This is a genomic window from Clostridium sp., assembly GCF_036642255.1.
Taxonomy (GTDB): Bacteria; Bacillota; Clostridia; order Clostridiales; family Clostridiaceae; genus Clostridium_J.
Genome location: NZ_JAVWDJ010000015.1, coordinates 51,056 through 64,102, shown reverse-complemented (window position 1 = coordinate 64,102; position 13,047 = coordinate 51,056). Strand labels below are relative to the sequence as shown.

Here is a 13,047-nt window from a genome sequence, read left to right as displayed (position 1 = left end):
AGGAATTGAAGGTGAATTAAGATTATTAATGTTCATTACTCATATAAAGGCAAGATGTACGTAAATATAAAGTAATACATTTCAGGTGGGTGTTTGTTATTTGAGAAGGAAGAGGAAGTTCAAAGAATCCTTAGTAAATCATTATAAAAAGGACAAAAGTTCAATAGTTCTAAACAGAGTACGAGTACCTAAAATGATAAAAATAGCTGATTCCATTGAATTTTAAAAGAAATAAAAAGTGGAGTGATTATAGTAGTTTTCTTGCACAATGGTGCACACATTGTAAAATGTTATCTCTAATATTTGAAGAATTATTAGTGGATATGGATGAATGGTTAAATTTTTTAAAAGTTGATGTGGATAGAAATTTAGAAATTGCAAATAAATATAATGTAGTAAATATTCCTACTATGGTAATTTTAAAACATGATGAAAAATGGGATGTAATAACTGGTTTTTCATCAAAGAAGGAAATTGAAGAAAATATTAAAAAATATCTATTAGAGGAGAGATTAATATGATTTATGATTTTAAAGTAAAAGACATAGAAGGTAACGAAATTTCCATGGAGGATTATAAAGGTAAGGTACTATTAATAGTAAATACTGCAACAGGCTGCGGATTTACACCACAATATGAAGGCCTTCAAAAGCTTTATGATAAATATAAAGATAGGGGATTTGAAATATTGGATTTTCCGAGTAATCAATTCTTTGAGCAGGCCCCAGGAAGTAATGAAGAAATTTCCCAGTTCTGTAAGATAAACTTTGGAACTGCTTTTAAAACTTTTAGTAAAATCGATGTAAATGGTGAAAATGCAAATGAATTATTTAAATTTATGAAAAAAGAAGCACCAAAGGCTGAGGAAGATGAGGCATCAGAAGGATTATATAGTAAATTATCAGAGATGGGGTTCACTACAAAAGGTGATGATATTAAATGGAACTTCACTAAATTTCTTGTAGATAGAAACGGTAATGTTATTGGTAGATTTGCACCAACCTATGAGCCAGAAAAATTAGATGAAATTATTGATGATTTACTTGAATTAAATTAAGAAAGTGTAAGAGTACCCTACTAAAGGTACTCTTTATATTTGCAGTATATGCTATCTTGTATAAATATTGGTGGTAAAAGCACCCATCTTTCACAACAATCTCAGCGTATATACCACGATAAAATTGCAGAAAGTGAACATCTTTAAGTATATACAAATATAAACTAATAGATGAAATTTACCTTTCCATGGAAAAAATATTATTAGGAAATTAAATCTTCAAAAGACGCTAATTAATTTATCTTTTAAAAATGGAACTTAATTTTAGCATTTTGTAAAGTTACATTGAATATATTGCTATTAGTAGAAATTGAAATAGGATGAGTTACCACAATGGTGTATTATAATTATCATGACAAAATCAACAAAGAAATGGTTGGAGAAAGAGAAAGAAATCCTGTACATGAAAAGTTAGTAGAGTATCTTTTAGGCGACAATTATGAAACTTTTATTGTGGAATATATAGGAAATCTTGCAGAGAAATTATCAACCATTTATTATGCTGACGTTTTTATTACAGAAAAATTTTATGCAATATTGTTTGTGAAAAGAGGCATGATAAATCAATTGCTTGAAGCTGTGCCTGAAATTATTAATTTTGAACCAAACTATATATTTACATTATCACAATTATCTTTGGATTTTAATCCCAATAGTGAATTTATTGATAGAGGAGATATTTCCTTAGATGGTGAAGGGGTTATTATCGGTATCATTGGTAATGGAATAGATTATTTAAGTCCACGGTTTATCACAGAGCAAGGTGAAAGTAGAATTGTTGCTTTCTGGGATCAAACCATACAGAGGGGGCCAGGACCTGAATTCTTTCCCTTTGGAACAACTTATAACAACGCAGAAATTAATGATATTGTAGCTTCAAAGGAGAACAATACACTACAGAAAGATAATATACCTTCTAGAGATAAGGTTGCTTTTGGAAATGCTATAGCTGGAATTATTGGAGGAAGAAAATTGGACAAAGATGACACTTTTGTATCAATAGCTCCAAAGTGTGAGTTTGCCATAGTTAACCTTCAGCCACCAACTGAAAATTTTCTTCAATATTACGGAATTGAAAACAACTCAGGAACTATATATCAAACAAGTGTAATCTCCACAGCCATTCAATATCTATCGAATGTGCAACAAAGCCTAAAAAAGCCAATGGTAGTCTATTTACCTTTAGGCAGTAATTCTGGTGGGCGTAGTGGGGAAACTATTCTAGAAAGATATATAGATGTTATGACACAAAAGAGAGAGTTTAGCATAGTTACTAATACCGGGAATCAGGGGCATGGTGAAACTCATGCTGGGGGAACCATTAATGCTACTGGGGAAATACGAGACATTTTTATTAATGTTGGAAATAATCAAAGTTCTTTATATATGTCCATTTATACCAGAAACATAGATAATATATATACAAGTATTACATCCTCTAAAGGCAAGAAACTAAATCAAATTCCAATAGAAGAAAAAAATAAAATTCTTTCCTATGAAGAAAATGGTATTCATATTGTTTACTGTGAACAACAAAAAAATAGTGGATATGTGAATCTAGAGCTTATAATAAGAAATATGAATCCCGGTCTTTGGAAAATTAGTCTTTTCGGACAGAATATTGTAAGTGGAGTATATGATATATGGCTGTTTTCAAAAGAGTTATTAAAGCCAGGTACCAGATTAATAAAACCAAATCCAGAAACTACTCTATTAACTCCAGGAACAGCTGTCAATATACTAGTAGCATCTTGTTTTGATAACGTTAATAACAAAATTGCTACTGATTCAGGAAGGGGATATCCAAGGAGTGGTACAATACAACCAGGATTAACAATTGAGGGCTTTAACTTATTAACTGCTGGAATAAATAATGCGTTAGTTAACAGTAGTGGACCAGCTATGGCTGGTGCAATACTTGTAGGGGCGATTGCATTAATATATCAGTGGGGGTTATTACAAGGAAAGTACACAGAGCTCTATTCGGCTTTTTTAAAGAATTTGTTAGTTTCCTCAACTTTAAAAGACGAAAGTGTAATCTATCCAAATGCAGAAGTGGGATTCGGCAAACTTAGTTTTAAGAAATTAGTTGAAGCGTTAAAACACGAAAGAAAAGATACTTACAGTGGAATTGATAATTGCATCAAGAATAATAACTCTGCAGAAAACTTGTACATTAATATACCAGCTGAGATATATTATAGATTTAAATAAGCTTAATATTAAGGGTTAAGATTATGGTGTGGTTCATCGGAAGACTTTCTTAAAAGTTACACTAAGAGCATTTTTAGTGATAAAGATTCTGATGATAATAATTTCTATATAAGAATAAAAAATAGTATCTAAATATTAAAACCAGCGCAAAACAATATAAAGTTTTGCGTTATTTTTTTTCTCAAATTATAGGATTACTTATTTAAGGGTCTAGTAATAAAGCCTTTTTTATAAAGAATATCCCTAAATTAAATTTATTTGATTTATCACCTTTTGAAGTTGTTTTATGAATTTAAAAAACGTAAATAACAATGAAAATAGATGAATTATTTTTATTAAAATTTATATAAAAATATGGTAGACCGAAGAAAAAATATATGATACAATGATTGTGTTCAGAATATGAACACAAACAATTGGTTGAAGTTTTTTAAAAAAATTAAAGCACAAGAGTTAAAAACAATATATAAATAAGAGAATACATTTATATTCGTTAGCTAATTAAGCAAGAATATAAGTGAGGAAGTAGTCTATAAGAATTCATTATTAAGGTGAAAGAGGTTGATATTATGATTAAAAAAGGGAATGTGATAGGGCTATTATCTGGCTTAACATGGGCAATATATACAGTGATTTTGTATACTGTGTTAAATTTATATGCTAACTCAAAAGGAGATTTGCTAAGTGTACAAGGAATAATGCTAATTTTGATTACCACTTTATTAATTTCATTAGTAGACTTAGTGTTTAATGTAATATTTGAAATAATTGTAATAAGTAGAAGTAATTTAATGGATGAATTTAAAGGTGTACTTTTCACAAAGAAAGGCTTTGGAATAATTCCAGCGGCAATATTGGCTGGTCCATTAGGATTAATACCGTACGCAATCGCTAGTGCAATCTCAGCACCAGTAGCAGGTGCATTTTCTGCATTATATCCTGTAGTTGGGGCAGTAGCATCCTTCTTAGTATTTAAAGAAAAGCTATCAAAAACAAAGGCCATTGGAGGTATAGTTTCTATATTAGGTATAATGCTTACTTATCAGTTAGAGGCAGTTAGTCCAATTGTATATATGATAGCATTGGTACCAGCATTTGGATGGGGATTAGAAGCTATATTTGGTTATAAATTAATAAAAGATGATGTGAATCCAATTGTAACAATAACAATTAGACATATTTATTCAATATTAATATTGACACTGTGTTTAATAGTATTCTTACCTTTCAGCGGAGAATATTCATATATAATGGAGTTTTATAGAGGAATTCAATTTGCAGATCTATTTGCAACCTTAAGCACTTCACTTATTTGGCCAATATTTGCGATAGGCTCATTTATAGGAGCAACTTCATATATTCTATGGTATGTTTCAATGAAATATATTAGTGTAGCACCAGCTATGATTTTAAATATTTCTTATGTATTGTGGATACCAATAATATTATCATTACCTCCTTTTTCACAACAAATTTCACCTAATGTTTTATTAGGATGCATTGTAGTGTTTTTAGGAACAAGCTTGGTTATAATTGGCGATAGTATAAAATTAAAAAAAGAACAGCAACTTACTGAAATGTAGTTAAATAAAAGCAATAAGCCATAAATCTCAGGATTTATGGCTTATTTTATTTTGTTACATATAGTTTTATTAGTTAGATGAAGGTATTTTTTTATTTTAAGATAATGTTTTATTATAGATAAAAAGAAATTAACATTGGAAAATTTCACAGACTCGTATATACTAAAAATCGCCGAACATGGCAAAAGTATGCTTAAATTGGGGCCATGTGATATATAGTATTTGTACATAAGATAGTGAACATTAAAAAATATAAGGTCTTTAGAGGCAATTAATAGTAATTTTTAATACTTTGGAATAGTATAATCAGAAGTATGTTATGAAAGAAGAGGGTTGTTTAATGGACTCAAGAAAAAGAAATATTGTAATTTCATTGATGGTGGCGATGTTCCTTAGAGCAGTTGAAGGTACAGTTGTAACTACTGCAATTCCCACAATAGTTAAGACCCTAAATGGATTTGAATTAATAAGCTGGGTCTTTTAAGTATATTTATTGACCTCAGCTATTTCAACACCTATTTATGGAAAGTTGTCGGATTTATTCGGAAGGAAAAAGGTTCTTTCCATTGGTATAATTATATTTTTGATAGGTAGTTTTCTTTGTGGCGTTTCCGGGAATATGTATCAGCTTATAGCCTTTCGTGCAATTCAAGGGCTTGGTGCAGGCGCAATATTTACTGTAACCTATACAATAGTTGGTGATATTTTCACCCTTTCAGAAAGGGCAAAAGTTCAAGGGTGGATTGGCACCGTTTGGGGGGGAGCAAGCCTTGTGGGACCTTTTTTAGGTGGGTTTTTAATAGAGTATCTTTCATGGAACTGGATTTTCTTTATTAATATTCCTTTCGGCATATTATCCATATTCTTATTAGAGATGAATCTTAAAGAGAACTTTGAAAAGAAAAAGGTAAAGATTGATTATGCTGGTACGGCAGTACTTTCTATAGCAATATTAGCATTTTTATATGGCACTATGTCAAGTGGGGGAAGCAGCTTGAGTTCTCCTATAACTATAATAGCATTATGCATTGCATCAGTAATGTTCATTGCGTTTTATTTCATTGAGAAAAGAGCTTCAGAGCCTTTAATACCTTTTGAAATATTCACAAAAACCAATACTATTATAAATATAATTAGTTTTTTGATTTCTGGGGTTTTGATAGGAGTAGATGTATATATGCCTCTATACATACAGAATATTTTAGGCTTCAGTCCAACTATATCTGGATTGGCTATAGCTCCAATGTCAGTTTCCTGGACCATATCTTCAGTACTTTTATCAAAGGCAATACCTAAATATGGGGAGAAGATAGTAGTGGCAGTATCTTCACTTATTATATTGATAAGTTGTATATTATTAGTTACACTGCACGTGAATTCTTCAATTATCCTAGTTATAATTTATGCTTTTATCATGGGACTTGGCTTTGGAGGAGCATTTACAACCTTGACTATAGTAGTGCAGTCCTCTGTTAAATATAATATAAGGGGAGCAGCAACAGCAGCTAACGCCCATGTTCGTACCGTAGGACAAACTATAGGAGTAAGTGTTTTGGGCAGCACTCTTAACCTAAGTATAGTAAGATATTTTAGCAATTTAGGAATCGAGGATATAAAACCTAATAATTTGTATTCGTCAAATATTATAGCTAGTAATTTACCGTCAGAACAAATAAAAGGTTCAATATATTCAGGGGTTCACACAATATTTATCATTTTGACTGTTATAACTTTGATTTGTTTTGTAATCTCATTTACCTTGTCTAAGGGACTAAAGGAAAATATTAAAGATAAAGTTGTGAATTAATTTACTTAATAATTTTTCTATTATTTTTAAATTGTATATAATAACTGAAATCAGATATTTCATGGTCTAAAAAGGTATATAAATAGATTTAATAACAGAAAGAGCTATCTAAGTAAAAAATTACTTAGATAGCTCTTTTTATAAGTTAAGAAAGTTATTTCTATAATATTTCTCCAAAAAATAAAATAAACAACTATAACTAGTCGTTTTTAAGCATACATTTACTATTTTATTTCTACTAATACCTTATATTAATATCATAGAATAAAAACGGTGAGTTGTCAAGAAAAACTTAGAAAATAAATGAAAAATAAATCTCTTGTAGGATTCTTTTATGGGTGAGCATGAGCTACTGTTAAATCAGGGTTTTGAGAGTTTTACCTTTTCCTTTAAATTATGTAAAATATATTAGCTGACAGAAAAATAAGGCAATTGGATCAGCAAGAATTAAAATTTTAAAAACCAATTAGCCTAAAAGAATGTGAGGTGTTAAAATGTCTGCACTTAGTCATCCAGATTATAATAATGAAACTGAAAGATTAGCTTATACCATGGAGTATTTAAGAAACTATAACAAAAATATACAAGGAGAAAAGTTCAGAATTGATAAGGAAGTTGAGTATGGTTTAAGTCATTATAACTCAGATAACGCTGAGCAATTTAATGAACTTGTAATAAATAAATCAAGAAAAGACTCACTATCTCAAAAGTTAAAAAATCTCGATAAAAGCTTGTCAAAACCTTATTTTGCAAGAGTAGACTTTATTGAAGAAGGAACAAGTAATAAACAGAACTTATATATTGGAAAAATATCTTTAATGCGAGACAGTGACCAAGAACTAATTATAATTGATTGGCGGGCACCAGTTGCAACTCTTTATTATGAAGGAAGATTAGGTGAGGCCACTTTTAACAGTACTGATGGAGAAATAAGTGGAGAGATAAGACTTAAAAGACAATACTCCATTGAAAACGCTGAATTAAAAGAAATATTTGATATAGATATAACTACTAATGATGAATTTCTTCAAGCTGCCTTAGGATCAAGTAAAGATAATAGACTAAAAGATATAGTTTCCACTATTCAAGCAGAACAAAATAAAGTGATTAGGGCAGATATGTGGAAACCTTTAGTTGTGCAAGGAGCTGCTGGTGGAGGTAAAACTACTATAGCTCTTCATAGAATTGCATATCTTCTTTATAATTATGAAAGTTCGTTAAGTCCAAGGAACTTTATGATAATAGCACCAAATAGATTCTTTTTAAGTTACATTTCAGAAGTTCTTCCAGATTTGGGTGTAGAAAATGTTTTACAGACTACATTCGAGGACTTTGCCCTTAATATAATAGGTAAAAAATTAAAATTTAAAAGTCCTCATGAGAAACTTTCTTCTTTAGTAAATAATAGACAGGACAAATTTCAATATAAAAATGAACTTATTAAAACCATCTCATCTTTTAAATCTTCCCTAGAGTTTAAAGACACCATAGATAAATACATGAAAGTTATTGAAAATCATTTCATACCCAAAGAAGACTTTTTTATAGAAACCTTTTCTCTTGTAAAATATGAAAAAATAAATGATCTTTTTATGAGAGAATATAAAAATCTACCCATGACAAAAAGAATTAATGAAATTAAGAAAACCTTGAATAACACTTTAAAGCAAAATAAAAATCGTATTATAGAAGAAGTAATAGCAGAATATGATGGAAAAATTCATAGAGTGAAAGATGATATGAAGGATTGTGATGAGAGAAGAAAAATCATCATTGAAATTGCAGTCACTAGAGATGCTCTTGTAGAGAAGATAAAGAGAAAAACAAAAACCATAGTTAGGGAGTACTTAAACAAGTTCAAAATATTAACTCCTATGGATTATTACAAAAATTTATTTATGGATAAGTCAGTGTTTTATAATTATACAAAAGAGTATATTAGTGAAAATATAGCAGAAGAATTAAGAATTGAAACTTTATGTAATATAGAAAATAACACTACGGACATGGAAGACTTAGCTCCACTTATGTATATAAGAGAGTTAACCCAAGGACTAGAGGAACCAATCACTGTAAGACACGTAGTAATAGATGAAGCACAGGATTTTAGTGAATTCCAGTTATTTATTTTAAGAAAGCTCATTGGAGTGAATTCCTTTACCATCTTGGGAGACCTATGCCAAGGAATATACTCCTATAGGGGTATAAAACATTGGGAACAGGTTTCAAAAAAAATATTTGGAGAAGATAATTTTGAGATGCTTACTCTAGAGCAAAGTTATAGAACAACTATTGAGATAATGGAAGCTGCGAGCAAAGTTATAAACTTTTTAAAAGACCCAAATCTTCCAAATCCAAAGCCCGTAATTAGACATGGAGATCCAGTAATGGTTTTAGAGAAAGCTAGCTTAAGTGAAGTGTCAAAGGATATTGTAAATAAGGTGAATACAGTGCTGCAGGAAGGCTTCAAATCTGTAGCTATAATTTGTAAAACGCTAGAAGAATGTAAAAACATGAAGCTGGAATTAAAGAGTTTTGGCTTAAAAGTAGATATAATTACGGGAAACGAAAGCCAATACCTAGGTGGAGTTGTATTGATTCCTTGTTATTTAGTAAAGGGTTTGGAGTTTGATGTGGTAATAGTTGCAAATGGAAGCAGTGATGCATATACCACAGACCCACTAGATGTGAAACTTTTATATATAGCAATGACAAGACCACTTCATAGGCTTTATATTTACTCAGTGGGAGTAAAAGCAAAAATGCTAGAAATAATATAGTCATAGATTTAGAGGGAAAATCCATAGGCATTGCTAATGAGGATATTATATTGATTAATGTGTTTTCTCAAAATTTGAAGAAGAAAGAAGATAAGCTCATGGATTTTCAATAAAATCAGTATGATGTGATATAATAGTAGATTTTATATAGATTAGAAGAGTGGGAAAATATATATTAGATTCAAGAATATTTGCTTACTTAATAAATAAAGGGTAGTATTATATGGTTATTACATTAAAATACAAGGGTATTTATAAAATTATAATGTATGTCCCTTGTATCATGGAGCAAATAGATAAGAAAATATGAGGTGACTATGAAACCTTATTCATTAATTGATAATGTTATATTTCTAGATATAGAAACCACAGGCATAGATCCACTTCGTGATAAAATTATTGAAATTGGTGCCGTGAAAATTAAGGATAAAGAAGTTACTAGGTTTAATACCTTAGTAAATCCAGAGATTGAAGTATCTTTAAATATCTTTGATCTTTGCAAGGGCATCACAAAGGAAGCCTTAGAAAATGCAGATACTATAGATGTGGTTATGGGAAAGTTTTTGCACTTTATTGAAGATTTACCATTAGTATGCCATAATGCCAGGTTTGAAAAGATCTTTTTAAAACTTCCTAATGAATTTTTAGATTCCATGGAACTTGTGGCAATACTTTACCCTGAGCTTTTAGAGTTTAATCTTCAATACTTAATAAGTAAGTTTTTACCTGGAAGTAAGGAAGAGCAACACCGTGGATTAAGTGACTCAGAGGATACTATGCAGGTGCTAAATTACATCATAAGTAACTTCTATGTAGAAAGTGGTTATGCTCTTCCTCTAAGTATTTTAGAATTGGAAAATTGGGGTTGGTATAGATTTTTAGCAAAACTAACTTCTGAGAGTGTGAATTATTTCATTGGACACAAACTTAAAAATAATGACTCTAAAACTATAGAACATTATCCGACTTTTGCATTAAAGGATTATGAGAAGTTATTTAAAAATAAAAGTCTATGGAGTCGGAATGGCAAAAATTATACAGAAAGGCCACAACAAATCTATGGATCAAAATTTTTGAGAGAAGGATTACAGCAAGGCAATATTACTATAATGGAAGCACCAACAGGTCTTGGTAAAAGCCTTGCTTATTTGCTTCCTGCAGTGATTCACACTCATCTTAATAGAAACTCTGAAGAAGAAAAAGTAATCATATCTACTAATACTAAGGGACTTCAAACTCAACTTGTTGAAAAAGATATTCCTAATCTTTTAGAGGTGTTAAACTTAAAAAATGACATTATCTACACTTTAATAAAGGGGAAGGGAAATTATTTTTGTATAGAAAGATTTCAGGAGATAGAATATCCAACAGATATGAAAACCTTGCTTGGATACACGTATATCAGAAGATATATAAGTGAAAAAGGATTAGGAGATATAGAACAGATTAATTATGCTATAAGAAAAGCCTTCAATTTAGATTATTTAATTCCACAGTGTAACTGTGACTCAGACCTTTGTGATGTGAATAGTTGTAAGTATAAGGAACAATGTTATTATGCAGAAAAAGTTGAGATGATTAAGGAGTCCCAACTGGTAGTAATAAACCACTCTCTCTTATTAAAGTGGCCTTACAATGGCATTGTTCCGTTAAAAAATATTGTGGTAGATGAGGCTCATAATCTTTCGAAAGAAGCCTTTGATGCTTTTGAGAATACTTTGGTTTCAGAAGAATTAAAGAAATTTCTTGAGGAAATTTATAATAAAGAAGATAAAAGCGGATATTTGTTTTATCTTATGAAAAAGGGTAACACTAAAAATATACCCATTGAGGATATAGACAGAAATCAAGAAATTTGTATTAAAAATATAGATAGAGTAGAGCAAGTCTTTGGAAAATATATTAGAAATTTTAATCTGTCCACAGAGTACAATATAAAAGAACAACTTGAAGTTAATGATGCAAAGCATCGGGAAATAAAATATGTCCTAGAGGAATTTAAAGAAAATCTTACAAATTATAATATATATTTAGATAAAACAGTGATGATGCTTAAAGAAATATCCACCCTTGAAAAGGATAAGAGACTAAAAATTCTAAAAGATAAAGTTGAGGGTATTAACGGATATATTTCCTTATTAGAGAATGTAATAGAACAAAGCAAAGGAGATTACTGCTATTACTTTGAGGTAGAGAAAAGCTTTAAATGGTGGAAGGTGTCCTACATTCCTTTAGATGTATCTAGTATTTTTTATGAAAAGATTTTAAGTGAAGTCAAAAGTTGCTCTTTTATTTCTGCCACTTTAGCCACGGATAAGGGATATGGGAGATTTAGAAATGCTTTGGGAATTGATATTGCAAAAGCAGAAAATAAAAAAATAGTGGAAGTTAATCCTATAAAGCCTGTATTTGATTATAATGAAAGAAGCGCAATTTATGCCCCCTATATGCCCTTAGAATATCAAGGGGAGAATTCAGAGGAATTTATTTTTAAAATGAAAGAATTTGTATTAGAACTTTTACAAAAAACAGAAGGGAATATCCTGATGCTCTTTACCAGTATAAAAAGATTAAAGGCCTTTAAAAGTGAAGCGATTTCAGAACTGAATGCTTTAGGAGTAAGAGTATTGCAAAGCAAAAAAGAAATCGAAAAACTAAAAATAAAGGATAATAGGTATATATTTTTGGGTTCAAAAGGATATTTTGAAGGAGTGGATATTCCTGGGGATGCAATGACTAATGTGATTCTTGATAAATTACCAAATATAAATAGTGGTGACCCGTTTTTTCAGGCACTTATAGATAATCAATTAGAAAAGGGTAGAAAATATTGGGAGGCCTATCAAGATATAAATTTCCCCGTTGTTTCTATAGATTTAAAACAAATATATGGAAGATTAATAAGAACTGAATATGACTATGGATCCTTATTTATTTTAAGCAAATTTAATAATGATAACAGCAATAATTCCACAGTAAGTAAGGTGGAAAGATTACTTTATGGAGTTCCTATTATCAGAAAGAATTTTAAAGATACCTTTAAGGACTTGGAGGTAAGAAATCTTAGATGGAGGACTATGAATCTTTTCAAGATATTAAGAGAAATAGAAGAGGACCTGAAAATAAAGATAAAGGCTTCTAAAAAGAATAATACTTTAAAAACAATAAAGCATACAGAGAACTTTATTAATGAATACCTAAAAGCTCAATATGAAAAAAGAAGGCTTCATTGGAATGTAAATCTTAAATTAGAAAATGAAGTTAAAATACAAATAAGTGGTAAAAGTATAAACTTAGGAAGTAATAGAGAAAAAATAAACAAGTATTTCCATGATATTTTGTGAGATTAGATCTCACATGCTTTTCTGTAGTTAACAAGCTCAAGTGCTTAAATCTATTTAAGACTCTAAACAAGTTTAAGGTAGAAGCTTTTCATACATATTTAATTTTATATGTATTAATTTTAATTGAATTTTTCATTAAATTTGCTGAAGTTACAAGTAATATTCTAATAAGGCTTATGAAATCTCTTTAATTAAATAATTTACTGTTTTCATAAAAAAAGCCTCTACTGTAGTGAAATCAGCAACTTTACAAAGATGATGA

At 29.9% G+C, this 13,047-nt stretch carries 6 protein-coding genes and 1 pseudogene; all 7 read left to right on the top strand.

The genetic code is table 11. From position 1 onward, the window contains the following. Window positions 1–215: 215 nt before the first annotated feature. The 7 genes and pseudogenes from RR409_RS10350 (at window position 216) to RR409_RS10320 (ending at window position 12,785) form a co-directional block, all read left to right on the top strand. Window positions 216–521 carry a thioredoxin family protein gene (locus tag RR409_RS10350; RefSeq protein WP_332557675.1) on the top strand — a complete coding sequence of 102 codons (306 nt, stop codon included), beginning with the start codon at window positions 216–218 and terminating at the stop codon, window positions 519–521. Beyond that, entirely contained in the window at window positions 518–1,057 is a 540-nt protein-coding gene (locus tag RR409_RS10345) for a glutathione peroxidase (protein WP_332557674.1), read from the top strand. Before RR409_RS10350 ends, RR409_RS10345 begins: the two co-directional genes overlap by 4 nt. A 333-nt stretch (window positions 1,058–1,390) precedes the next feature. Next, a complete protein-coding gene (locus RR409_RS10340) occupies window positions 1,391–3,271 on the top strand; it encodes a S8 family peptidase (protein WP_332557673.1) in 1,881 nt (626 codons plus the stop codon). Window positions 3,272–3,840: 569 nt separating this feature from the next. Next, complete coding sequence (locus RR409_RS10335) at window positions 3,841–4,854, top strand: hypothetical protein (protein WP_332557672.1); 1,014 nt, start codon at window positions 3,841–3,843, stop codon at window positions 4,852–4,854. Between the two features lie 340 nt (window positions 4,855–5,194). Next, window positions 5,195–6,661 (top strand): annotated as a pseudogene (locus RR409_RS10330) (MDR family MFS transporter). Window positions 6,662–7,155: 494 nt separating this feature from the next. Next, window positions 7,156–9,441, top strand: a complete 2,286-nt coding sequence (helD, locus tag RR409_RS10325; protein ID WP_332557671.1) for an RNA polymerase recycling motor HelD — start codon at window positions 7,156–7,158, stop codon at window positions 9,439–9,441. Window positions 9,442–9,758: 317 nt separating this feature from the next. Beyond that, window positions 9,759–12,785, top strand: coding sequence for a helicase C-terminal domain-containing protein (locus tag RR409_RS10320; RefSeq protein ID WP_332557670.1), 3,027 nt, complete (start codon window positions 9,759–9,761; stop codon window positions 12,783–12,785). Window positions 12,786–13,047: the final 262 nt, after the last annotated feature.

Bases quoted from the DNA above. Each gene is read 5' to 3' on its own strand.
- RR409_RS10335 (WP_332557672.1), top strand. From the start codon at position 3,841: ATGATTAAAAAAGGGAATGTGATAGGGCTATTATCTGGCTTAACATGG.
- RR409_RS10320 (WP_332557670.1), top strand. From the start codon at position 9,759: ATGAAACCTTATTCATTAATTGATAATGTTATATTTCTAGATATAGAA.
- RR409_RS10340 (WP_332557673.1), top strand. From the start codon at position 1,391: ATGGTGTATTATAATTATCATGACAAAATCAACAAAGAAATGGTTGGA.
- RR409_RS10345 (WP_332557674.1), top strand. From the start codon at position 518: ATGATTTATGATTTTAAAGTAAAAGACATAGAAGGTAACGAAATTTCC.
- helD (WP_332557671.1), top strand. From the start codon at position 7,156: ATGTCTGCACTTAGTCATCCAGATTATAATAATGAAACTGAAAGATTA.